This is a genomic window from Streptomyces sp. NPDC005374 (assembly GCF_042872225.1).
Lineage (GTDB): Bacteria > Actinomycetota > Actinomycetes > Streptomycetales > Streptomycetaceae > Streptomyces.
Window position 1 is genome coordinate 62,135 of sequence record NZ_JBIAKA010000007.1, and the last position, 22,112, is coordinate 84,246.

Sequence of the window (22,112 nt, forward strand, 5' to 3'; positions counted from 1 at the left end):
AGCCATGGCGGTATCCATGGCGGGATCAGGACGTCACGGGACGGCGGGCCCCGTGAGGAGACGGCCGTCGCTGTCGTACGGCCAGACATTGGGGACGCAGCCGAGCAGGCCCTTGATCTGCTGCATCATCGCCGGGGCCGGCTGCCCCTTGCCCGGGCACGTGACATGGCCGTGGCTGAGGAAGTGGCCCACCTCGTGGTTGATGATCAGGGAGCGGTACCCGACGACGTCCTTCGGGTAGAACTCGGTCGCCAGCACCCAGCGTCTGAGGTTGACCATCACGATGTGGTTCACGCTGCAGTTGACCGTGCCACCGGTGTCCAGGCCGCCCTCGGCGCAGATCTTGTCGACGGTCGCCGGGGTGGCGAGGCGCACCACGAAGTCGGTGGGGCCGCTCGACACCCGCTGGAACGCCGAGTGGCCGTCGGCCGTCCAGCCGCGCGGGTCGGCCAGGGTCCGCTCGACCTGTGCGGCGACATCGGCGGGCGTGATCGTGATGCCGTTCTCCACCTCGACCCGGTAGCGCAGGGGCGTGCCCTTGCCGACTCGTTCGCTCCCGCCGGACGCGGTGACGAAGGTCCCGGGACCGCTCTCGGGGAGGGGCGTCGTGGAAGGTCTGGGGGGAGCGCTGGACGGGGGTCGAGACGGTTCCGGTGGCTGGGTCGTCCCCTGCGGCTCAGGGCTCGCGGCAGGTGAGGGCGCCGCGGACGGCCGTTCCGTGTCGGACGGCAGCCACGCCACCACCGCGCCACCGACGGCTGCGAACGCCGCCAACGCGGCCAGGCCGCCCGTCAGTTGCCTCTTCACGCTCCGCTCGGAGCGCTTGCGGCGACGGTGGCCGGTGCGGTTCTGTTTGTGCGCTGTCACGGTCGTTCACGATGTGATCGCCATGTGATCGGACCTGGCCCGGAAGGTAACGAACCAATAACGCTCGTTGTGGTCATGTCCCTGTGGATACTGTCCGCATGCCACGTGTACTGCTGATCGAAGACGACCCCGCCGTGCGGGAGGGGGTCGCCCTGGCCCTGCGCCGTCTGAGCCATGACGTCGCCGCCACCGCCACCGGTGAGGAGGGGATGGACCGGCTGCGGTCCTTCCGGCCGGACATCGTGATCCTCGATCTGATGCTCCCCGGCATGACAGGACTGGACGTGTGCCGGGGCATCCGGGCCGTCGACCAGACCCTGCCGATCATCATGGCGACGGCACGGGGTGACGAAGTGGACATCGTTGTCGGTCTGGAGGCCGGCGCCGACGACTACGTCGTCAAGCCCGTACTGGCCCGCGTGCTCGACGCGCGCATACGCGCCGTCCTGCGCCGGTCGGCCGGGAGCGCGCCCGGCGCCGAGGGCCTGCCGAAGATCGACACCTACGGCGACCTGGCCGTCGACCGGGCCGGCCTGACCGTCGCCCTCGACGGCGAGCACATCGCCCTGGCCCCCTCCGAGTTACGGCTGCTGCTCACCCTCTCCGCCTCACCGGGCCAGGTGTTCAGCCGCCAGCAACTCCTGGAAGCGGTCTGGGAGCACGACTACCACGGCGACGCCCGTCTGGTGGACGCCTGCGTCAAACGACTGCGCACCAAGATGTCCGAGCCGCCCCGCGCACCTCGCTACATCCACACCGTGCGCGGCTTCGGCTACCGCTTCGCGGCGCCGTGAGGGGGCGCGGGCTGGGTGGCGCCGTGCGGACCCGCAGGCTGCGCGGACTGCGTGCCCGTCTGGTGGTGGCCTTCGGGCTGGTCGCCGCCGTCGCGGCCATCGCGACCGGTGCCCTGACCTTCCGGGAGGCGCGCACCGCAGTGCTCCAGCAGAGCCAGGACGCCGTCATACGGCAACTGCGGGCCCAGCTCAACCAGCACGCGGCCGAACTCGGCCATCCGCCGGACGAGTCGGCGTTGCGGCGGTTCGCGGAGAAGGTGGCGGACACCGAGGCGCAGGGAAGCTGGCGCGTGCTGGTGACCTACGGGGACCGCAGCGGCTCCTCCGTGCCCGGCGACGCCTTCACCGAGGTGACGCCCGCCCTGCGCGAGGCGGTCGACGCCAGCCGGGCGACCGTCTTCCAGCGGGTGCGCGAGGGCGGCCGTACCTCACTCGTCGTCGGCATGTCGATCGCGTTCGGCGCCCCGGACCAGTCGGGGGCCGTCACCGGCGTACGGGTCTTCCTGGTCGTGCCGCAGACGACCGAACAGGCCTACGTCGATGCTCTGGTCACCGCTGTCGAACGGGCCATGGTGGCGGCCCTGGTGCTCGCCGTCGTGCTCGCCCTCCTCGCCGCCCGCGGGGTGCTCGTGCCGGTGCGCAAACTGCGGCACGCCACCCGCCGGATCGCCGAAGGACGTCTGGACACCCGGCTCGCGGTCAACGGCTCCGACGAACTCGCCGACCTGTCCCACACGTTCAACGAGACCGCGGCCGCCCTGGAGACGTCGGTGGCGGAGCTGCGCGAGATGGAGGCCCGGGCCCGCCGCTTCGCCGCGGACGTCTCGCACGAACTGCGCACCCCGCTCGCCGCCATGTCCGCGGTCACCGACGTCCTCGACGAGGACGCCGCCCGGCTGGACCCGGACACGGCCACCGCGGTCCGCCTGATCAGCGAGGAGACCGTGAAACTCGCCCGGCTCGTCGACGACCTGATGGAGATCTCCCGCTTCGACGCGGGCGCGGCGGTGCTGCACCTCGACGAGATCGACCTCGCCGAGTCGATCCGGCGCACCCTCGCCTCCCGCGGCTGGACGGACACCGTGGGGACCGAACTGCCGCCCCCGCACGCGGTACGCGGACGGGTCGACCCGCGCCGCCTCGACGTGATCGTCGCCAACCTGGTCGGCAACGCGCTGAAGCACGGCGCCCGCCCGGTGCAGGTGCGTCTGAGCGCGGCCGACGCGGTGGCCGTCATCGAGGTTCGGGACAGCGGCCCAGGCATCCCGCACGGCGTACTGCCGCATGTCTTCGAGCGGTTCTACAAGTCGGACACCGCCAGGATCCGCTCCGAGGGCAGCGGCCTCGGCCTGTCGATCACCGCCGAGAACGTCCGTATCCACGGCGGCACCGTCCGCGCGGCCAACCACCCGGCGGGCGGAGCCGTCTTCACCGTGGAACTTCCGCTGCGGCGGGACGAGTCGCCCGAGGAGAACCCGTCATGAAGACCCTGCACCGCGTCCTGCCGCTGACGCTCCTCGCGCTCACCTCCTGCGGGATCCCCGCGACCGGGGTGGTGCAGGCAGGCGGTCCCGCGAGCGGAACCCTGCCGATCACGTCGGTCTACTTCGTCAACGGCGGCGGACTGGTCGCCATGCCGCGCACGACCGAACGGCCCGGCGACCCCGCGGCGGCGCTGCGCCTGCTGCTGGCCGGTCCGATGGCCGGGGAGGGGCGTTCGGGCGAGGACATCTCCACCGAGATCCCGGCGCTGCCGACCTCCATGGCGCTCCCGCCCGCCACCGCCGACTCCACCGGGCAACCGCCGCCGGACGAGCCGACGGTGACGGCGAAGGGCGACGCGTTGTCGATCCGACTGCCCCAGGGCATGGGCCCGTTGAGCGACATCGGCCTGCGACAGGTGGTCTGCACGGCTGCCGCCGCGTACCGCTTCACCCGTCCGTCCGCCGACCCGGTCACCGCCGAAGTGGTCTACGGCGGTGGTCGCAGGGTCAGGGGGTCGGACGAGGACTGCCCCGGTCCGTGAGGAGGTTTCCCGCCGGGGATCCGGGTGGTGGCGGGGGACTCGACGGTACGGGGGTGTCGGCCTGTTGGAGCTGGGTGAGGAGTTGGTTCTGGCCGGCGAGGAGCTCGGTGAGGATGCGGCGGGCGGCGCGCAGCAGTTCGGCGACGTCGCCGCCGGCGAGCGCGTAACTCACCGTGGAGCCCTCCCGGATGGACACGACGATGCCGGAGCGCCGCAGTACGGCCAGCTGTTGGGAGAGGCTGGACGGCTCGATGTCGAGGTCGGCGAGCAGGTCGCGGACGGGCACGGGCCCGTGCTGGAGCAGTTCCAGGACGCGGATGCGCACGGGATGGCCGAGCATGCGGAAGAAGTCCGCCTTGGCCTGGTAGAGGGGGACGTGCATGGGTGCTCGCTCCCTGCCGCACGGTACGGGGTCGTCGATGCCGATCCTGCTGGTCGGGGACGCCTGGCGGCCACGGATTGGACTCATGTGGATGTGGCGACTTGAAGAAGTCTTCACATGGCGGGCGCGCGGCATCCCCGACCGGGACGAACCTAGATCTCCAACTGCTCCTCCACACGCCTGAGTTGGTGGCGTGCCATGGCCAGGTTCGAGCGAGCCTTGTCGAGGACCAGATACAGGAACAGCCCGTTGCCGTTGCGGCCGGTCACCAGGCGGATGAGGTGGTACTGGCTGCCGAGCGTGATCAGGATGTCCTCGATGCTGCTCTTGAGTCCCAACTGCTCCATGGTGCGCACCTTGGCCCGGATGACGTCGGTGTTGCCGGCCGCCGCGACCGTCATGTCCAGGTCCTTGCTGCCGCCGAGCGTGCCCAGCGCCATTCCGCTGGTGTAGTCGACGACCGCGGCCGCCATCGCCCCTTCCGTCCCGGCCAGCATCTCCTTCAACGACACTTCCACACTCGCCACGGGGCCTCCCTAGTGCCTGTGGTTCGCGGCGGGCCACGCTGGGCCCGACCGCCGGATGGCCGGACCGTATGCGCGTCGCGGTGGTCGGGGACGGGAGTCTTCGGGACTGTCCCCCGTTGACTGAACGCCACCCCGGCGAGACCGTCTGCCGGGCACAACTGCCTTTCCCGGGGCCGAAGATGACGTCTTTGCGGGGTGTGCGGTCCGCGGCCGCCGCCGCGAGGATCCGTTGCCCGGGGACGACCGCCGCTGAACGTCCCGGTCGCCCGTCGGGCCCGCCTTCGCCCAGGTCGGACAGGTCGGCGTCCTGAAGTCCACCAGGGTCCGAGCCGCGCTCAGAGCGTGCGCGCCGCCAGCAGCGTGATGTCGTCCTCCGAGCCGGCCGGGGCCAGCCGGTCCAGGACGGTGTCGAGGACGTCCGGGAGGGCGTGCGCGGAGGTGATGGGCATTGCGGTGAGTGCGGCGAGGCCGATGTCGATGTCCTCGCCGCGCCGTTCCACGAGCCCGTCGGTGCAGGCCAGCAGCAGGGTCCCCGGCGGCAGCGGGCAGAGCCGGCTGTCGTACCCGCCGAAGCCCGTGCCCAGGGGAGGGCCGACGGGGAGGTCCGCGAGCTCGGGGGCGGTGCCCGGCCGGACCAGCAGGGGCGGGACATGGCCGGCGGTGGCCAGGACGGCGTGTCCGGCGACGGGGTCCAGGAGGGCCAGGACGCAGGTGGCGACGCGGTCCAGGTCGAGCGCGTTGGCGGTGCGGTCCGCCTCGGTGAGCAGCCGGTTGGGGGCGAGCCCCTGCAGGGCCAGCGCGCGGAGCAGGGAGCGGTACTCGCTCATGGCCGCCGCGGCGCGCACCCCGTGCCCCATGACGTCCCCGACCACGAGCAGGGTGCGGCCGCAGGGCAGGGCGACGGCGTCGAACCAGTCCCCGCCGACCTCGGCGCCCCGCCCGGCGGGCAGATAGCGGCTGGCGATCTCCACGCCGGGTCCCGGTGTGTGCGGAGTGGCCAGGAAGGCGCGCTGCATCTCCAGCGCGGTCTCGTGCTCGTGGGTGTAGCGCAGGGCGTGGCCGATGCCTGTCGCGGCCCGCGAGGTCAGCAGCTCCAGCAGCTCGACGTCGTCCTGCGTGAACTCGGGGGAGTCCGCTCTGCGCCCGACGATGACGGCCCCGACGGGCTCGCCGCCGGCCATGAGGGGCAGATAGGCCACGGAGTGCAGCTCCAGGGCCCGGTAGCGCTCCAGGCGCTGCCGCGTGGGGGCGAGCAGGCGCACGGTGTCGTCGTCGGGACGGTTGAGCACGACGGGTTTGTGCTCGGTCAGCACCTGGGCCATCGAGGAGGTCGCCTGGTGGAATATCACTTCGCCGCTTCTGGTCACGGGGGTGAGCGGCTCGGGCATGCCGGGAGCGGCGGCCACCGCCATGCGGCGCAGCCGTACCGGGACGGGGGTGGCCGGGGGCCTGCGGGTGCCCTCGGGGTCGAGCACGTCCACGACGGCGTAGTCGGCGAACCGCGGCACCAGCAGATCGGTCAGCGCCCGGCAGGCGGCGGCCGCGTCCAGCGTGCCGCCGACCCGGGCGGCTGTCTCCTCCAGCAGCTCCAGGCGCTCCTGGGCCCGCCGCAGCGACTCGCGCTGCCGAATGCCCTCGGTGACCTCCATCACGACCGCGGCGACACCGAGGATCTCGCCGTTCTCGCCGTCGAGCCGGTGGAAGGCGCCGAGCCACCAGCGCTGCACGTCCGCCGGGTCGACTGCCACCCGGCTGTCGAACACCACGGTCTGCGGCCGGCCGGTGCGGAGCACCTCGCGCGCCACCTCCGCCGATGCCCCGGAGCCCGGGATCACCTCCGGCATGGGACGCCCGAGGTGCTCCTCGACGGGCAGCCCGTTGACGTCCGCCAGGGCGTCGTTCAGGTAGAGATAGCGCAGTTCCGTGTCCAGGACCGCGACGGCCGCCGACGTCCCGTCCAGGAACCGGCGAGCCGTCCACAGCTCGGCCGGCACCTGCCCGGCCCCCGCCGTCCGGGCCGCCTCCGACAGCTCCCGAAGGGTCTCCGAAGGGAGGAAGGGAGCCGAACGCGCGGACACGCGGGGGTGGGTCATCAGGTGTGATTCCTCGAAGAATGGAGTCCGATTCGTCATACTTATGGCGTATTGGACCACATTCGAGCCCTCGAAGCTATGAGCTGCATCTCATCCGTCGCCTACAGGCCCCCATCGACCAGCTTCTCGAAGAAGAACTCGTGCTTCAGGAACGACGTCTCGTGCTCCGCCCCCGGATACGGCGGGACGAGCGGTGCGGCCTGGAACAGCCGCCAGCCGTCCTCCAGGGCGGCCACGCCCGTCCCGTACGGCGGCTCGTCGCTGTCCCCGGTCGTGGGACGGGTGGCGCCCGTGCCGTCGTAGCGGGCCCAGCCGACGACCCGGGAGTCGAGGGCGGAGGTGTCCAGGTACAGGACGAGAACCTGCTGGCGCACGGTGTTCGGGACGCTCACGCCTTGCTCCTCTGTGCGCCGGGCCGGTTCGCGATGCGGGTGGCCCAGTGGTCGATGTCGAAGTCGGGATCGCCGGACAGGGCGCGCCACAGCCTGATCCGGTTGAGGATCTCCAGCCGGCCTGTGGCCGCCTCGTACCAGGGGAAACCGCGCCCCAGCTCCTCGCGGACGGCCGGAGCGTCCAGGTCCGCGGTGTCCCACAGCCGCACCTGCGGCACGGTCGGGTTGAAGCGGATCTTGTACATGTGGCGGACGGTGTCGCTGTCGTTGCGCCGGCCGCCGTGCCAGATCCCGTGGTGCAGCAGGACGACCGTGCCGGCCGGACAGGTCAGCCGGGTCTGGCCGAGCAGGTTCTGGTAGCGGCCGGTGTCGGACTCGTTCGTACGGCGCAGATGGCTGCCCGGGACGATGAGCGTGCCGCCCATCTCGGCGGTGACCTCCCCCGGGTAGTACATGAGCTGCACGTCGAACGCGTCCTGCCGCAGATCGATGACGGCGTCCGCGTGCAGCGCCTGCGCGCTGCCCTCGCGCGGTGCCCGGGTGTGCACGAAGTGGTGGTCGACATCCGGATCCGGACCCACCAGACTCCGCAACGCGCCCGCGACGGCGGGCAGTTCGAGGAGCCGGCGGGCGAAGGAACCCTCCGGGAAGGCCTTCGGCACAGGGGTGCCGTACGGCACGGCGGGCAGCCCGGCGGCGAAGACCCCGAACGCCTCCTCGTTCGTCTCCGGAGGCACGACGCCGTCCAGGCGCAGGAATCCGTGGGCCACGAACCGCGCCACCTGGGCGGAGCTCAGCAGCTGTGGTGTGGTTGACATACGGCAACCGTAGGAACTTCCGCCCCAGCGGTCGTGGGGTGTATTCGACGACCACTGGTAATTTTCCACCATGACGCGCCATGTCGACCTGGCCCTCGACCGGCCGCCCCACGTGGAGAACGCGGGCGTCGGCGTGCACGGCTCCACGGGCCCGCACGACGTGTTCCGGCTCCCGCGGCTGTGGCAGCTCCACCTCTACGGCTACTCCGGCACCCTGGAACTCGGCGGCTCCCGGCACCCGATCCGCCCCGGGCACCTGAGCCTCGTCCCGCCCGACACCGAGGTGCACTTCCACTACGACGCCACGCGCTGCGAGCACCTGTACGCCCACTTCCGGCTGCCCGGCGACGGCGAGCGGCGCCGGGTGCCGGTGATGCAGGACGCCGGCGCGGACGCGGCCGTCCTGCGCGGGCTGCTGCGGCAGACCCTCGCGGCGAGCGCGCAGTCCCCGGTACGGGCCTCCGCCGAGCTGTGGACGGTGCTGTGGCGCACGACCGGCCTCACCGGCGCCGCCGAGAGCCGCCCCGGTTCCCGGCACCCCGCACTGCGCACGGCCATCGCGCACATCGAGGAGCACCTGGCAGGCCCCCTGACCGTTCCCGGCATCGCCCGTGTCGCCGGGGTCTCGCACACCCACCTGACCCGGCTGTTCCGTGCGGACACCGGGCTGACGGTCGTCGCCCACATCCGGCGCCGCCGCATGGAACGCGCCCGGCACCTGCTGATCGCCTCGACGCTGGCGATCCCGGCGATCGCGGCGACCGTCGGGATCCCCGACCTGCAGGCGTTCAACAAGACGTGTCGCAAGGAGCTCGGCGCGTCCCCGCGCGCGGTCCGGGAGCGGAGCGGATGAGCCGGTTCAGGCGGGCACCGGAACCGTTCGCAGGGTGTCCCGGTGGCGGGTGCGGTATCTGCCGACCGCGCCGCAGCCGACGTAGAGGACGAACGAGATCGTCGTGACATAGGGGCTGATCGGGATGCTGCTGCCCAGGGCCAGCAGGATGCCGCCCTCGATCGACACCAGGGCGAAGACCACGCTGAGCAGGGGCAGCAGGACCGGCGACGCGGTGACGCGGGCCGCGGCCGCTGCCGGGGTGATCAGCAGGGACAGGACCAGCAGGGCGCCCACGACCTGGACCGACAGGGCCACCGCGAGCCCCAGCACGATCATGAACGCGAAGGACAGCCCTCGCACCGGGACACCGCGGGCCTCCGCGACGTCGGGGTCGGCGCTGGCGAAGGTGAGCGGGCGCCACATCACCGCGAGGGCGATCAGGACCACCGCGGAGGTGATGAGCAGCCAAGTCGTCTGCGGGGTGTCCACGGCGACGATCTGACCGGTGAGCAGGCCGAACTTGTTCGCCGCACGGCCCTTGTACAGGGCGAGGAAGAGCACCCCGAGACCCAGTCCGAACGGCATGAGGATGCCGATCACCGAGTTGCGGTCACGGGCGCGGCTGCCCAGCAGGCCGATCGCCCCGGCCGCCAGGAGCGATCCAGTGATCGAGCCCGCCACGATGTTCATGCCCAGCAGCAGCGCTCCGGAGGCGCCCGCGAACGACAGCTCGCTGATGCCGTGCACCGCGAACGGCAGGTCGCGCATCGCGACGAAGACCCCGGCGAGGCCGCCGACCAGACCGAGGGCGGCGCCGACGATGAGGGAGTTGCGGACCAGGGCGAGGAGTTCGCCGTAGTCCTGGAAGTTGAACAGCTCGTGCCAGACCGTCATGGGTGGACCTCCTCGGGCACGTGGTGCGCGTGCTCGTCCAGGGCGCCGACCACCACGACCCGGCCGTGCACGTGGACGACGTCGACCCGGGTGCCGTACAGCCGGGACAGGGACTCGGAGGTGAGGACGTCTTCGGGAGTACCGACGCGGTGGGCGCCGGGGGCCAGGTAGAGCACCCGGTCCACCAGGTCGAGCACCGGGTTGATCTCGTGAGTCACGAACACCACCGCCGTGCCGTGGGAACGGCGGCGGGCGTCCACCAACTCGGTGACGGCGCGTTGGTGATGGAGGTCCAGGGAGAGCAACGGCTCGTCGCACAGCAGGATCCGGGGATCGGTCGCCAGCGCCTGCCCGATCCGGACGCGCTGACGCTCACCGCCGGACAGCATGCCGACGGGCACGTCGGCGTACGACGAGGCGCCTACGGAGGCGAGGATCTCGTCGACGCGCCTGCGCACGGCGGCCGTTCGCAGGCGCGGGCCGAAGCGGTGCCCGTCGATGCCGAACCGCACGAGGTCGCGGGCGCGCAGCATCGCCTGCGCCGACAGCGTCGCCTGCTGCGGGACGTACCCGATGTGCCGGGCCGCCTCACGGGGAGCGCGGCCGAGGACCGTCAACTCCCCGGCGGACAAAGGCTGTCGGCCCAGCAGGGCCCGGACGAAGCTGGTCTTGCCCGCCCCGTTCGGGCCCAGTACCGCGAGGAACTCCCCTGGCCGGACATCGAGTTCGAGACCCTGCCAGACCGTGCGGGCGCCGTAGGACAGGGCGGCGCCGCGCAGGCTGATCACGGGCGGGGATACGGGCGGGGGTATCGGGCTCACTTGGCCAGGGCGTTCGCGAGCGCGTCGACGTTGCCGGTCATCCAGGTGAGGTAGTTCTTGCCGCTCGGCAGGGTCTCCGTCACCGGAACCACCGGGATGCCCGCCGCCCTGGCCGCCTGCTCGGACTTCTCGGTCTGCGGGCCCGAGGTCTGCGCGTTGTAGACCAGTGCCTCGACCTGCTTGTCGGAGAACAGGGCGAGCGCCTCCTGGAGGACCTTGGGGGAGACGTCGGTGCCCTCCTCGATGGCCTCGCTGAACTCGCCGGGCGTCTTGTCGACCAGGCCGCTCGCCCCGGTCATGTACAGCGGCACGGGCTCGGTGATGGCGATCGCCGCACCGGCGTGCTCCTTCTTGATCTGCGCCTCCTTGGCCTCGAGCGGCTTCAGGTCTGCCTTGAAGGCTTCGGCGTTCTTCGTGTAGAAGGCGGCGTTCGAGGGGTCGGCCTTGCCGAGGGCGGCGGCGATGCGGTCGGTGACCTTCGCGACGGTGGGGAAGTCGTACCAGACGTGCTCGTTGAGCTCGCCGCCCTTGGGGGCGGTGTGGCCGGAGACCTTCACCGCGTTGATCACCTCGGCGGAGGAGTTGCCGCCGCTCTTCAACATCCGGTCCACGAAGTCGTCGTAGCCGCCGCCGTTCTCGACGACGACCTTCGCCTTCGACAGGGCCAACTGGTTCTGGGTGCTGGCCTCGTAGGAGTGCGGGTCCTGGTCGGGGTCGCTGATGACCGAGGTGACGGAGACCTTGTCGCCACCTATGCGCGAGACGATGTCGCCGTACACGTTGGTGGAGGCGACGACGGCGACCTTGGACGCCGCGGCCGGGGCCGCGGACGCGCTCCCGTCGCTCCCGGAGTCCGTGGAACTGCCGCACCCTGCCAACAGGGCGACGGAGGCGCCGGCGAGCAGCGCCAGACGGCGGGACGGGGACGTGAGCATGGATCCTCCAAGCGCGGTTCTGATTGCCCCCTCACGCTAGGTGGAAATGATTGTCGTAAACAGGTCCGGTGGCTGTTATATGAAAATCGTTGCCATTAATTGACTTTCCCCTGGTCCGGGGCCTCGGTGAGCAGCCGCCGCGGGTTGGCGATTCGGAAGGCGTAGGCCGCCGCTCCGCCCAGACCGTGCCCGGGATGTTGCGGCGGCTCCGCGTACGGCCGGTCCGAACCCTGGACCACCGCGTCCACGCCGAGAGCCCGGACGACGGACTCGACCGCCCGGGGACCGTAGGAAGAGGTCTCGACGAAGACCAACGGGTCCGGCCGTGTCGTCACACCGCCTCCGCGGGCGGCGAACCGTTCCCCGTGCAGCGGGGCGAGTCCGGCGAGCAGCGCGAAGCACACCCGCAGACGTGGGTGGCGGGGCCGGCCGTGGGCGCGGAAGGCGAACCAGGCGGCGTGCATCTGCTGGACGTAGGGGACCATCGCGGGCCACCAGCCGGGCCCCTCGGAGCCGCCGGCCGCGGGTCCCGGGTGGACGAAGAGAGGGAGGCCGCGCTCTTCCAGCAGATCCAGCAGCGGGGCGCAGCTGGCGTAACCGGCGGCGTCCGCAAGGGCGTTCGCGGGCAGCTGGAGGCCGACGAACCCCTGGTCGAGGGCCTGCGCCGTCGCCTTGGCATCGATGTCCCGCACATTGGCGGCGGCCCACGCCCCGAACGGTTCGGGCAACGCGACCGCGCCCTCGTGATAGGCGTCCAACAGCGGCCGCGCCTCGGCCCCGGGCAGCCACTCCACGCCGATCGGCGCGGACAGCGAGACGAGCGCCAGGCCGAGGCCGTCGGCGGCGGCGAGCTCCGCACGCAGGGCCACGTCGTGGTCGGCGGGCGGGAGTTCGTAGGGCGGCTCACCGTCCAGATACAGGGTCCAGCCGTCGAGATACGGCGGCTCACGGCGCGACCTCAAGGCCGTCACCAGCGAGGGGCTCCACAGATGCTGGTGCACGTCGACATTGGTCATGACGCTCCTCCCGCCCGGGCGCGCAATGTGCTCCGGACATTGCAGGCCCCCATGATCTCGTGGCCGACCGCCTCCACGTCCACCCCGTGGCCGACGTGGAAGCAGCCGCCTGCCCGCCGCTCACCGCGTACCGGACACCGAGCCGATCTCCACCACCCGGGCCCATGCGGGCGGTGACCTCGGCACGTACTCGGGATCGTTCTCACTCGCAGCCCAGCTCGCCCCATCGCGCGGGAACAGCCCGATCACCGTACGGCACGCGGGCCGCGCGCTCGGCCAGGGCGTCTGACCGTCGGTGAGGGCCACGACGACGTCCGGCCGGGGCCGCGAGCGCAGTGCCCTGTCGAAGCCCGCGCGCAGATCCGTACCGCCGCCGCCCACCAGCGGGATGCCCTTGGCCCGGCACAGGGAACGCGCGAGCCCGGCCGCCGCGTCGCACGACAGCACCTGGACCAGGTCACGACGGCCGCCCACGGCACGGGAGATGGCGGTGACCTCCAGGAGCGCGCTGCCCAGTTCGTCGTCGCTGACCGAACCGGAGGTGTCGATGACCACGCACACCCGCGGTGGCCGGCGCCGCAGGCTCGGCAGCACCGCGCCGGGCACGCCCGCCGAGCGCCGCGAGGGACGGCCGTAGCTGTAGTCGTCGCCCGCACCTGCCCCGGAGACCGCCGAGCGCATCGCCGCGCCCAGCAGGTCCCGCCACGGCTGCGGCGGATGGAACGCCTCCTCCGCCCAGCGCCGCCAGCCCTTCGGGGCGTTGCCGGGGCGCGCCTTGATGCCCTGTGCCACCCGGAAGCGGACCGCGTCCCGCTCCTGCTCGCTCAAGCCGTCGGCGCCGTCGGGGCCCAGGTCCCATTCGCGCTCCAGACCGTCGGCGCCGCTGCCGCAGTCCAGCCAGGACAGGTCCAGCGTCAGTGGCCCGAGGCTGATGTCCTTCAGGTACTCCTCCATCAGCAGTCCCGCGTCCAGCCGCAGGCGATGCGGGAGAACGGCACCCCGCGGCCGGACCAGCCCGTCGCCGTACACGTCGTCGTTGATCTCGCAGTCGGCGGCGATGTTCATCCGCAGCCGGTCTCCCACCCCGGTCAGTCCGTGTTCCCGGGCGACCCGGTCACCGCGCCCGTGATGGTCGCGCAGCAGATGCGACACCTCGTGCACCCACACGCCCGCCAGCTCCTCCACCGGCATCCGGTCCACGAAGGCAGGCGAGACATAGCACCGCCAGTGCCGGTCGACGGCCATCGTCGGTACCTGCCCCGACTCGACGGTGTGCAGGGCGAAGAGCGCGGTGGCCAGATAGGGGCGGACCCGGGCGGCGTGGAGGCGGGCGGCGAAGAGCTTGTCCCGGTCCAGTCCGCCCGTCCGCTCGCGGGTGTCCGTGCTCATCGGCGGGCCTCGGCGGCGAGCGCCGCGCGGTCCGCCCGCCGGGACAGCGCCACCGTCCCGGCGAACCTGTCGATCGCCTCCGGCAGGTCCCAGTCCTCCTGACGCAGCGAGGCGAGCGTGGTGGCGGGCACGACCACCAGGTCCGGGGCTCCGGTCTCCAGCGCCCGGACCAGCACCGCCCAGGCCGCGTCCCAGCGGGCCCGGTCCGGACGGGCACGTACGGCCGCCACCACACCGTCGAGGACCGCCTGCCGCAGGTCTCCCCGCTCGGGCAGGACCGCCCCCGCGGGATCGGCGAGCACCTCCTCGGGGTCCGGGAGGTCGAGCCGGTCCAGGCTCGCCAGCAGTTCCAGCCCGGGGCCGTCCCCGACCGTGCCCCGGACGAGCGAGGAGAGCACGTCCCGCGAGGAGCCGGCCGCGGTCGCGAAGGCGATCAGGGACAGCGTCATGTCCCAGCTCCGGGGCGACGGCCAGGGCCCGCCCCGCCGGGTCTCCCCGGTGGGCAGCCGGTGCACGAGCGTGGGACGCGCGGCGAGCAGCCCGCACACCGCGCGCCGGGCGAAGTCCACGGCCTCCGGAAGCCTGCGCGGGTCGAGCCGTGGCAGGGTGGCCCGGGGCCAGGTCCCGCCGAGCCCGCGTACGACGACCTCGTGGTCGTGGGTCCACTGGAGATGGACGAACCGGTTGGCCAGCGGCGGGCTCAGCTCCCAGCCGTCGGCCGCCGAGGAACGGGGGTTGGCGGCGGCCACGATCCGCACCCCGGGCGGCAACCGGAGCGCGCCGATCCGCCGTTCCAGCACCAGGCGCAGCAGCGCGGCCTGCACGGCGGGCGGCGCGGTGGACAGCTCGTCCAGGAACAGCAGTCCCCGGCCGGCCCGCACCAGCCGGACCGCCCAGTCCGGCGGGGCCATCGGCACGCCCTGGGTCGCGGGATCGTCCCCGACCACGGGCAGTCCCGAGAAGTCGGACGGTTCGTGGACGCTGGCGATCACCGTGGTCAGCGGCAGGTCCAGGGTCGCGGCGAGCTGCGTCAGCGCCGCCGTCTTGCCGATGCCCGGCTCACCCCACAGCAGTACGGGCAGATCGGCGGCCACGGCCAGGGTGAGGGCTTCCAGCTGGTCGTCGGGGCGGGGTTCGGTCGTGGAGTCGCGAAGAAGCGTCAACAGGTCGGCGGCGATGTCGAGTTGGGAGACTGGAGCAGGAGCAGGAGCGTGAGTGGGCATGGGTGATCACCTTGTGGCTAGGAGTGGGCGCAGAGAAAGGAGAGGGAACTCTCAGCGGGCGGTCGCGTGGCGCGGGTGAGTGCGGTGGCCATGGGAGTGACGGCCGTTCAGACGGGGGCGGAACCAGGCGGGGCCCGGTCCTGCCAGCCCCGCTCTGAACAGGCCGTAGCTGACCCGTCGTAGCGCGGCCGCCTCCAGCTCGTCGCGCAGGGGGCCGGTGCGCAGCAGCGCCTCGGGCCCGAGCAGTTCCTCCACGACGGCCAGCGCACCCGCGGTGTCGCCGTGCGCCAGACGTTCGCGGACACCGTCCAAGCTGTGCGGTCGACGGTGTGCCTCGTCGATGGCCCGCAGACAGGGGAGCGGCGTGCCGGTCAGCGCGACCAGCAGCTCCTCCCGTCGGATCTCGGCCGGGTCGTGGTCCAGCGGGGCCAGTACCCCCTCGACCAGACCGATCCGGTGTTGGGCGCCCCGGCACTCCACGAGCCGTGGCTGTCCGGCCTGTTCGGGAGCTCGGGGCGGTCCGGTGGCCGCGTGGTCCGGCACCAGTGCGGCGGCGACCAGGGGGTGCAGTCGATCGGCCTCGACAGCGCCGGTGCGGAGCAGTTCGAGGTCGGGGAGAACCCAGGTCGCCGCGTCGGGCAGGACCGGGAGCCTGCCGGTGGTGTCGGCGGGCGTCGGCGTGCGTATCGAGGCGTCGTCCGCGGCGAGCTCCAGCAGCAGCCGACGCCGTCCGCCGCAGCGCACCAGCACGCGTCCGGCGGACCGGCCCTCGTCACCGAGCAGGATCCGCGCCTCGGCCACCCATCGGTCGACGGCACAGCCGTACGGCACGCAGGCGAGGAACTCTGGTTCCTCCCAAGGGAGTTGAGCGCCGGGCGGACCTGCCCCCGCCCGCTCCTGCAGCTCACCGGCCCGGCCCGCGTCCCACAGATGCCGGTGCAGGTCCAGACGGAACCGTCGGTGGGGGCGCGGATGCGGATGCCGTACGGCGTCGGCCGCGGAGCGGGACCACAGGGAGAGGCTGATCCGCTGTCCGGCGTCCGCCCAGGCGGGCGCGGTCCGGACCACCAGATGCGCGGGGCCGCCGTCGGTGTCGTAACGGGCCAGCGGCACAGTCAGCCCCGGCCGCAGCAGCCCGTCCGGAGCGACTCTCGGCATGTGCCAGCGCAGCAGGTCGGGAGCGAGGGAGCGCAGGTCGGCCCGGATCCGGGCCGCGAGTTCCCGGCCGTGACCACGCGCCACGGCACGGAGGTTCAGATCGACGTCGAAGCCCGCTGCGGCACACGCCCCCGCCCAGTCCCCGGCGCGGCGACGGACGGTCGCGGTCTCGATCATGGAGGCCGGCACGGCGTACTCGCGCACGCGCGGCCAGAAGGAAGTACGGAAATCCTCGTGCGCGATCGAAGGGAGCATCAGCACTCACCTTGCGCGGACGGGACCCCCCATCGTTCAGGAGTGTGAGTCGTCATCGTGCTGGAGCGTAAGGCCTCCCCACGCTCATCCGCCACGCCTTTTCCGCCGGGTTAGCCTGCAACGTGATCGAATTCCCGCTCGGCGCCGCCACCACGCTGGCCGAACTCGCCCAAGACCCGCACCCGCGCCTGGCGGAACTCCGCGCGCACGAGCCGGTGTCCTGGCTGCCCGAACTGAACGGCTGGCTGGTGACCCGCCGAGATCTCGCGCTCGACGTGATGCGCAATGCCGGGACCTTCACCGTCGACGACCCCCGCTTCTCGACCGCGCAGGTCGTCGGACCCAGCATGCTGTCCCTGGACGGCGACGAGCACACCCGCCACCGCGACCCGTTCACCGCGCCCTTTCGCCCACGTGAAGTACGGGACGGCTTCGCCGAGTTCATCGAGCGGGAGACCGACCGCCTGGTCACGGGCATCGAACCGGCGGGCACGGCCGAACTCCGGCGCGCCTTCGCAGGACCGCTCGCGGTGGCCGTCGTGACCGAGGCACTCGGACTGGTGGGCGCCGACACGGGCACGGTGCTCTCCTGGTACGAGGCCATCGTGCGGACGGTCTCCGACATCACTGCGGGCCACACGGCGGGCGACACGGCGGGCGAGGCGGCGTACGCGCAGCTGCGGGCGGCGGTGGAAAGCACCGTCACCGCCGGATCCGGTTCCTCCTCCTCGCTCCTGGTCTCGGCGGCAGACCGCCTGACGCTGCCGGAAGTCGCCTCCAACGCCGCGGTGCTGATGTTCGGCGGCATCGAGACCACCGAGGCGATGATCACCAACGCGCTGCTCCATCTCCTCGGACATCCCGACCAACTCGCCCTAGTCCAGGCCGACTTCGGCCTGCTCGACGGTGCGATCGAGGAGTCGCTGCGTCTCGAACCCGGCGCGGCCGTCGTGGATCGCTACGCGACCTGCGACACCACCCTCGGTCCGGCCGCGATCAGCAAGGGCGACCTCGTCACCGTCTCCCTGACCGGCGCCAACCGGGACCCGGCCGTCTTCCCCGACCCCGACCGCTTCGATGTCCGCCGCGCCAACGCCCGTCTCCAGCTGGCCTTCGCCCACGGCCCCCACTACTGCCTCGCCGCCCACCTGGCCCGCCTGGAGACGCGCATCGCCCTGCGGCACCTCCTCGACCGCCTCCCCGCCCTCCGTCTCGACCCGGGCCGCCCCGCCGCCCCGCACGGCCTGGTCTTCCGCAAACCGCCCACGCTGCACGTGCGTTGGCGATGACCCCTGACGCCTCGACGCCATCCACGGCCCGGGCGGCCGCGCCTCAGCCGGCCCGTGTCACCTCCAGGGACAGGTCGTTGTCGACGGTGAAATACGGCCGCACGACGGCACTTCCGAGCGTGGTGCCCGGGTAGACGAAGACCGCCTTGCGGTCCGCCACGTCGTCAAGGAGGCGGGCGATCCGGATCTGCGGGGAACCGGGAGCGGGCCGTACGAACATGTCCCAGATCCCGATGTCCAGGTCCTCGTCGTCGACCGTGAACGAGAAGCCCCGCCCGTCCTGAGAGGCCGTCGGCCTCAGCGTACGGACGACGCCGGCGCCGCGCCGCAGCCGCAGCCGCACCTCGGCGTCCTCCAGCGGCGGGGCGCCGTGCAGCCGGGCCGTGACGGTGAGCCCCCGGTCCGTGACGTCGACGCGGTCGGCCTCCGCGTGCGCCGGCCGCATCCAGGTCCTGACCGCCAGGTAGCCGTCCTTGGTGACATAGGGGACCCGGACGGCCAGTGGTCCCGGCCGCTCCCGCAGGTGCCCGCCGACAAGGGCCCGCAGGTCTCGCGGACCGGGGCGCAGACGGGTGCGCTCGGAGTCCTGGAGCAGATACACGTCCCACCGGCCCTCCGCGAGCACGGGATCCGCGCCCAGTACGGCACGCGCGTGGCCCTCGTCGCCGGGATCCAGGTCGAGGACGTGCAGGGTTTCCTCGGGCTGCCCCTTCTTCGGGCGCAGCCGCAGCAGCAGCCGGTGCCCGTGGGCCTCAGGTACCTCGAAGGTGATCCGGCCCTGCGCGTCGACCGCGCATCCGGCACGTGGCGTGGTCACGACCGCCCCTTTCGTACGACGCGCAGCGCACCGCTCGCCGCGGCGAGCGCGGAATCGCGCGCGGCGAAACCCCGGGCGGCCAGAGTGACGCCCGCGCGTTCCCGCACGACAGGTCGTCCCGCCCTCCTCGCCGAGACGGCCTCCGTGAGGAGCCGCTCGGCCTGTTCGACGACGGGAGCCGGAGCGAACCGCCGCGCGTTCTCCAGGGCCGCGCGGCTCATCCGGCGGCGCAGTCCGTCGTCCCGGACCAGCTCCAGCAGGGCGGCGGCCAGCGCGTCACGGTCCCCGACCGGCACCAGCCGGCCGTCGACGCCGTCCGCGATGATCTCGGCGGGGCCGTGGGGGCAGTCGGTGCTCACCACGGGCAGCCCGCAGCGCATCGCCTCCACGATGGTCATGCCGAAGGGCTCGAAGTCGGAGGTGGCCGCCCCGATCGAGCCCTTGACCCACTCCGCCTCCATCGGGGCCGCGGGGCCCATCAGGAAGACGTTGTTCCACAGTTTCAGGTCGGCTATGAGGCGTCGCAGCCGGTCGTGCTCGTCCCCCTTGCCGTAGATGCGCAGCTGCCAGTCCGGGTGGTCGGCCGCGACCGTGGCGAAGGCCTCGATGAGAAGGTCGTACCGCTTCACCGGGACCAGCCGTCCGGCCGCGACGATCACCTTCGCGGAGCCGTCAGCCGCCGGCAGCACCGGATCCGGCACGCTGTTGGGCAGCGCCTCGACCCGTACGCCGGGCAGCCGCATCCGGTGCCGGTAGGCGGTCGCGTCCGCCTCGGTCACCGTGGTGAGCACGTCGAGCCCGCGGTAGGCCCGGCGCAGTGCGGTACGCAGTCGGGGCGAGTGGTTGTTCAGGGTGAGGTGCTCCTGTCCGACCCGGGCGACATGGCGGGGCGCCTCGCGCGCGAGATGCACGTTGAGCCCGGGCCGGGTGCCGATCACCACCTCGGCGTCGGTCGTGGCGAGGGCCTCGGCTATGCGCTGGTCGGTCAACTCGCTGTACTGCCCGTACCGGTACTCGGAGCGCGGGAAGACCCGCGCCGGTCTCAGATGCGAGGGGTGCTCCTTGTCCTGCCGTAGATCGACCAGCGATCTCAGTGCGACCCGGGGGTCCAGCACGAAGGTCGGACGCTCCCGGTGCCGCAGCACCGAGACGATCTCCACCTCGTGCCGCTCGGCGAGGGCCTGGGCCAGATTGAAGGTGGTGGTGATGGTGCCTCCGATCCCGTAGGCGTTGTGAAGCAGGAAAGAGATCTTCATGTCGGGCTAGACCACCGGGCATTGCCTCCGGTTGACCTTCGTTACCCATTCGTGGTGTCCTCGCCGCCTTGGCGTCATGCCGTGTACGGGTATGCGGGGTATGTGAGACAGCCCTTGTCCCCGCCCTGGACGTACGTGGCCTCGTCGGCGGGGGCGATGGGAGGTCGGCGCCCAGGCCGAGCCCGCGGTCGGCGTGACAGGCTGGGATTCCCGAACCGGCCGGACCGAGGAGCCCACGTGACGTACGACATCGCCGCCATCCGCTCCCACTTCCCGGCCCTGGCCGCCGGCACCGCCCACTTCGACGGCCCCGGCGGCACCCAGACCCCGCAGCCCGTCGTCAGGGCCATCGCCGACGCCCTGTCGCAGCCCCTGTCGAACCGGGGGCGGATCACGCTGGGGGAGCGCAACGCGGAGGCCCTCGTCACCGGGGCCCGCCGGGCCATGGCCGACCTGCTCGGGGCGGAGCCGTCGGGGATCGTCTTCGGTCGCAGCGCCACCCAACTCGCCTACGACTTCTCGCGCACCCTCGCCAAGAGCTGGTCGCCCGGCGACGAGGTGGTCGTCACCCGCCTCGACCACGACGCCAACATCCGCCCCTGGGTCCAGGCCGCCGAACAGGCCGGTGCCACCGTGCGCTGGGCCGAATTCGACCCGGAGAAAGGAGAGTTGACGGCCGATCACATCCGATCCGTACTGTCCGGGCGTACCCGCCTCGTCGCCGTCACCGCCGCCTCCAACCTCATCGGCACACGGCCCGACATCCGCGGGATCGCGCGCCTGGCACACGAGGTGGGGGCACTCGTGTACGCCGACGGCGTCCACCACACCGCCCACACCCTCGTGGACCTGGACGGACTCGGCGCGGACTTCTACGCCTGCTCCCCGTACAAGTTCCTCGGCCCGCACCACGGAGTCCTCGCCGCCCGCCCGGAGCTGCTGGAGACCCTGCGCCCGGACAAGCTCCTGCCCTCCACCGACGCGGTCCCCGAGCGCTTCGAACTGGGCACGCTGCCCTACGAGTTCCTCGCGGGGACGACAGCGACCGTCGACTTCCTCGCCGACCGGCTGGACGCCACGGCCACCGGCACCCGGCGCGAGCGGCTGACCGCCGGATTCGCCGCACTCGAAGCCCACGAGCACGTCCTGCGCACGGAGATCGACAAGGGACTGGCCGCCCTGGACGGCGTCACCGTCCACTCCCGGGCCGCCGACCGCACCCCGACCGTGCTGCTCACCTTCGAGAACCACAGCACGGCCGACGCGTACGCCTTCCTCGCCGAGCGCGGCGTCCAGGCCCCCTCCGGCGCCTTCTACGCCGTCGAGGCCTCCCGTCACCTCGGCCTCGGCGACACCGGCGGCCTGCGCGTCGGCCTGGCGCCCTACAACGACTCGCAGGACGTCGACCGGCTCCTGACCGGGCTGTCCGATTTCCTGGCGAGGTGATCCGGGGCAGAGTAGGAAGGAGCGCACCGGCGAAGGAGAGCCGCCCATGACCACGTTCCCCACCGCACGAGACGTACGGACCACCCCGGAAGGCCTGCTGTGGGAGCCCAGCGCACGCTGGGTGCGCGGCCGCAAGGGCGACGTCACGGTCGTCGACAGCCGGCACCCCGTCCTCGTATGGGAGCCGGACAGGCCCGTCCCGCTCTACGCCTTCCCGCGCTCCGACGTCCGCGAGGACCTGCTGCGCCCCGCGAAGAACCCGCAGACCGGCAGCCACACCGGATCACAGGTCTTCTACGACCTCGAGGTCGACGGCGAGCTCGTGGAGAACGCGGCCTGGACCTTCCCGGCCGCCGACCTGGCCGGCCACATCGCCTTCGCGTGGTTCCTGCGCTGGGGCAGCGGGCTCGACCACTGGTACGAGGAGGAGGAAGAGATCTTCATCCACCCCCGTGACCCGCACAAACGCGTCGACGCCATGCCCAGCAGCCGTCATGTCCAGGTGGAGATCGACGGGACGCTCGTCGCCGACACCCACCGACCCGTCCTGCTCTTCGAGACGAGCCTGCCCACCCGGTACTACATCCCGCGCGAGGACGTCCGTCTCGATCTGTTCGACGCCAACGACTTCCGCACCGGCTGCCCGTACAAGGGCTGGGCCGAGTACTGGTCGTCACGGACCGAGACGAACATCGTCTGGAGCTATCCGGACCCGCTGCCCGCCGTCGGCGCGATCAAGGGGCTCCTCGCCTTCTACAACGAGGCCGTCGACATCACCGTGGACGGGGAGCGTCTGGAGCGTCCGGTCACGCCGTTCACCGAAAGGCTCAAGTGACCTCCGGCGGGCACGGCGCCCGTACCCGCGCGGGCCGTCCCGAA

22 protein-coding genes are annotated in these 22,112 nt (G+C 72.2%); 7 read left to right on the top strand and 15 right to left on the bottom strand.

Features of this window, described 5'->3' with window-relative positions; all coding sequences use genetic code 11:
* Positions 1-33 precede the first annotated feature (33 nt).
* Positions 34-867, bottom strand: a complete 834-nt coding sequence (locus ACFYRX_RS19010) for a DUF3152 domain-containing protein (protein WP_389100973.1) — start codon at positions 865-867, stop codon at positions 34-36.
* Between the two features lie 98 nt (positions 868-965).
* Between ACFYRX_RS19010 and ACFYRX_RS19015 the strand changes: the two genes are divergently transcribed.
* Genes ACFYRX_RS19015 through ACFYRX_RS19025 form a run of 3 tightly spaced genes read left to right on the top strand, consistent with a single transcriptional unit; the run spans position 966 to position 3,687 of the window.
* Positions 966-1,661, top strand: a complete 696-nt coding sequence (locus tag ACFYRX_RS19015; protein WP_389100975.1) for a response regulator — start codon at positions 966-968, stop codon at positions 1,659-1,661.
* Positions 1,662-1,684: 23 nt separating this feature from the next.
* Positions 1,685-3,145, top strand: a complete 1,461-nt coding sequence (locus ACFYRX_RS19020; RefSeq protein WP_389100977.1) for an ATP-binding protein — start codon at positions 1,685-1,687, stop codon at positions 3,143-3,145.
* Positions 3,142-3,687, top strand: coding sequence for a hypothetical protein (locus ACFYRX_RS19025; RefSeq protein ID WP_389100979.1), 546 nt, complete (start codon positions 3,142-3,144; stop codon positions 3,685-3,687). Before ACFYRX_RS19020 ends, ACFYRX_RS19025 begins: the two co-directional genes overlap by 4 nt.
* Here the strand turns inward: ACFYRX_RS19025 and ACFYRX_RS19030 are convergent.
* The 5 genes from ACFYRX_RS19030 to ACFYRX_RS19050 all read right to left on the bottom strand — a co-directional run bounded on the left by ACFYRX_RS19030 (position 3,653) and on the right by ACFYRX_RS19050 (position 7,899).
* On the bottom strand, positions 3,653-4,069 hold the full coding sequence (locus ACFYRX_RS19030) for an ArsR/SmtB family transcription factor (protein WP_389100981.1): 417 nt from the start codon (positions 4,067-4,069) through the stop codon (positions 3,653-3,655). The genes ACFYRX_RS19025 and ACFYRX_RS19030 overlap by 35 nt on opposite strands.
* A gap of 152 nt (positions 4,070-4,221) precedes the next feature.
* Positions 4,222-4,596 carry a hypothetical protein gene (locus ACFYRX_RS19035; protein ID WP_389100983.1) on the bottom strand — a complete coding sequence of 125 codons (375 nt, stop codon included), beginning with the start codon at positions 4,594-4,596 and terminating at the stop codon, positions 4,222-4,224.
* A 335-nt stretch (positions 4,597-4,931) separates the two neighbouring features.
* On the bottom strand, positions 4,932-6,689 hold the full coding sequence (locus tag ACFYRX_RS19040) for a SpoIIE family protein phosphatase (protein ID WP_389100985.1): 1,758 nt from the start codon (positions 6,687-6,689) through the stop codon (positions 4,932-4,934).
* A 101-nt stretch (positions 6,690-6,790) separates the two neighbouring features.
* Entirely contained in the window at positions 6,791-7,063 is a 273-nt protein-coding gene (locus tag ACFYRX_RS19045; RefSeq protein WP_389101643.1) for a hypothetical protein, read from the bottom strand.
* Between the two features lie 14 nt (positions 7,064-7,077).
* Entirely contained in the window at positions 7,078-7,899 is an 822-nt protein-coding gene (locus ACFYRX_RS19050; protein ID WP_389100987.1) for a phytanoyl-CoA dioxygenase family protein, read from the bottom strand.
* Between the two features lie 70 nt (positions 7,900-7,969).
* On the opposite strand from ACFYRX_RS19050, the gene ACFYRX_RS19055 reads away from it, so the two are divergent.
* Positions 7,970-8,752 (top strand): helix-turn-helix domain-containing protein, encoded by a 783-nt coding sequence (locus ACFYRX_RS19055; RefSeq protein WP_389100989.1) that lies wholly within the window; start codon positions 7,970-7,972, stop codon positions 8,750-8,752.
* Between the two features lie 6 nt (positions 8,753-8,758).
* Here the strand turns inward: ACFYRX_RS19055 and ACFYRX_RS19060 are convergent, their stop codons facing one another.
* The 7 genes from ACFYRX_RS19060 to ACFYRX_RS19090 form a co-directional block, all read right to left on the bottom strand.
* On the bottom strand, positions 8,759-9,628 hold the full coding sequence (locus tag ACFYRX_RS19060; protein WP_389100991.1) for a metal ABC transporter permease: 870 nt from the start codon (positions 9,626-9,628) through the stop codon (positions 8,759-8,761).
* Complete coding sequence (locus ACFYRX_RS19065; protein ID WP_389101645.1) at positions 9,625-10,440, bottom strand: metal ABC transporter ATP-binding protein; 816 nt, start codon at positions 10,438-10,440, stop codon at positions 9,625-9,627. Before ACFYRX_RS19065 ends, ACFYRX_RS19060 begins: the two co-directional genes overlap by 4 nt.
* A gap of 5 nt (positions 10,441-10,445) precedes the next feature.
* Entirely contained in the window at positions 10,446-11,384 is a 939-nt protein-coding gene (locus ACFYRX_RS19070) for a metal ABC transporter solute-binding protein, Zn/Mn family (RefSeq protein WP_389100993.1), read from the bottom strand.
* A 95-nt stretch (positions 11,385-11,479) separates the two neighbouring features.
* Positions 11,480-12,400 (bottom strand): amidohydrolase family protein, encoded by a 921-nt coding sequence (locus ACFYRX_RS19075; RefSeq protein ID WP_389100995.1) that lies wholly within the window; start codon positions 12,398-12,400, stop codon positions 11,480-11,482.
* Between the two features lie 120 nt (positions 12,401-12,520).
* Complete coding sequence (locus ACFYRX_RS19080) at positions 12,521-13,789, bottom strand: VWA-like domain-containing protein (protein ID WP_389100997.1); 1,269 nt, start codon at positions 13,787-13,789, stop codon at positions 12,521-12,523.
* Complete coding sequence (locus tag ACFYRX_RS19085) at positions 13,786-15,012, bottom strand: AAA family ATPase (protein ID WP_389100999.1); 1,227 nt, start codon at positions 15,010-15,012, stop codon at positions 13,786-13,788. Before ACFYRX_RS19085 ends, ACFYRX_RS19080 begins: the two co-directional genes overlap by 4 nt.
* A gap of 51 nt (positions 15,013-15,063) precedes the next feature.
* Positions 15,064-16,425: a hypothetical protein gene (locus ACFYRX_RS19090; RefSeq protein ID WP_389101001.1), complete on the bottom strand. Its 1,362-nt coding sequence runs from the start codon at positions 16,423-16,425 to the stop codon at positions 15,064-15,066.
* Between the two features lie 122 nt (positions 16,426-16,547).
* Here ACFYRX_RS19090 and ACFYRX_RS19095 point away from each other — a divergent pair, with 122 nt between their 5' ends.
* Positions 16,548-17,714 carry a cytochrome P450 gene (locus ACFYRX_RS19095; RefSeq protein WP_389101003.1) on the top strand — a complete coding sequence of 389 codons (1,167 nt, stop codon included), beginning with the start codon at positions 16,548-16,550 and terminating at the stop codon, positions 17,712-17,714.
* Positions 17,715-17,757: 43 nt separating this feature from the next.
* On the opposite strand, the gene ACFYRX_RS19100 is transcribed toward ACFYRX_RS19095, so the two are convergent.
* Together ACFYRX_RS19100 and ACFYRX_RS19105 are read right to left on the bottom strand one after the other, a co-directional pair.
* Positions 17,758-18,531 (bottom strand): hypothetical protein, encoded by a 774-nt coding sequence (locus ACFYRX_RS19100; RefSeq protein ID WP_389101005.1) that lies wholly within the window; start codon positions 18,529-18,531, stop codon positions 17,758-17,760.
* Positions 18,528-19,787, bottom strand: coding sequence for a glycosyltransferase family 4 protein (locus tag ACFYRX_RS19105; RefSeq protein ID WP_389101007.1), 1,260 nt, complete (start codon positions 19,785-19,787; stop codon positions 18,528-18,530). The genes ACFYRX_RS19100 and ACFYRX_RS19105 overlap by 4 nt, the downstream gene beginning before the upstream one ends.
* A 237-nt stretch (positions 19,788-20,024) precedes the next feature.
* Between ACFYRX_RS19105 and ACFYRX_RS19110 the strand changes: the two genes are divergently transcribed.
* On the top strand, positions 20,025-21,233 hold the full coding sequence (locus tag ACFYRX_RS19110) for a cysteine desulfurase-like protein (protein WP_389101009.1): 1,209 nt from the start codon (positions 20,025-20,027) through the stop codon (positions 21,231-21,233).
* Between the two features lie 46 nt (positions 21,234-21,279).
* Entirely contained in the window at positions 21,280-22,068 is a 789-nt protein-coding gene (locus ACFYRX_RS19115; protein ID WP_389101011.1) for a DUF427 domain-containing protein, read from the top strand.
* Positions 22,069-22,112 lie beyond the last annotated feature (44 nt).

Excerpts from the sequence above, each read along its gene's own strand:
- ACFYRX_RS19015 (WP_389100975.1), top strand. The coding sequence starts at position 966 with ATGCCACGTGTACTGCTGATCGAAGACGACCCCGCCGTGCGGGAGGGG.
- ACFYRX_RS19025 (WP_389100979.1), top strand. The coding sequence starts at position 3,142 with ATGAAGACCCTGCACCGCGTCCTGCCGCTGACGCTCCTCGCGCTCACC.
- ACFYRX_RS19030 (WP_389100981.1), bottom strand. The coding sequence starts at position 4,069 with ATGCACGTCCCCCTCTACCAGGCCAAGGCGGACTTCTTCCGCATGCTC.
- ACFYRX_RS19040 (WP_389100985.1), bottom strand. The coding sequence starts at position 6,689 with ATGACCCACCCCCGCGTGTCCGCGCGTTCGGCTCCCTTCCTCCCTTCG.
- ACFYRX_RS19050 (WP_389100987.1), bottom strand. The coding sequence starts at position 7,899 with ATGTCAACCACACCACAGCTGCTGAGCTCCGCCCAGGTGGCGCGGTTC.
- ACFYRX_RS19055 (WP_389100989.1), top strand. The coding sequence starts at position 7,970 with ATGACGCGCCATGTCGACCTGGCCCTCGACCGGCCGCCCCACGTGGAG.
- ACFYRX_RS19060 (WP_389100991.1), bottom strand. The coding sequence starts at position 9,628 with ATGACGGTCTGGCACGAGCTGTTCAACTTCCAGGACTACGGCGAACTC.
- ACFYRX_RS19070 (WP_389100993.1), bottom strand. The coding sequence starts at position 11,384 with ATGCTCACGTCCCCGTCCCGCCGTCTGGCGCTGCTCGCCGGCGCCTCC.
- ACFYRX_RS19075 (WP_389100995.1), bottom strand. The coding sequence starts at position 12,400 with ATGACCAATGTCGACGTGCACCAGCATCTGTGGAGCCCCTCGCTGGTG.
- ACFYRX_RS19080 (WP_389100997.1), bottom strand. The coding sequence starts at position 13,789 with ATGAGCACGGACACCCGCGAGCGGACGGGCGGACTGGACCGGGACAAG.
- ACFYRX_RS19085 (WP_389100999.1), bottom strand. The coding sequence starts at position 15,012 with ATGCCCACTCACGCTCCTGCTCCTGCTCCAGTCTCCCAACTCGACATC.
- ACFYRX_RS19090 (WP_389101001.1), bottom strand. The coding sequence starts at position 16,425 with ATGCTCCCTTCGATCGCGCACGAGGATTTCCGTACTTCCTTCTGGCCG.
- ACFYRX_RS19105 (WP_389101007.1), bottom strand. The coding sequence starts at position 19,787 with ATGAAGATCTCTTTCCTGCTTCACAACGCCTACGGGATCGGAGGCACC.
- ACFYRX_RS19115 (WP_389101011.1), top strand. The coding sequence starts at position 21,280 with ATGACCACGTTCCCCACCGCACGAGACGTACGGACCACCCCGGAAGGC.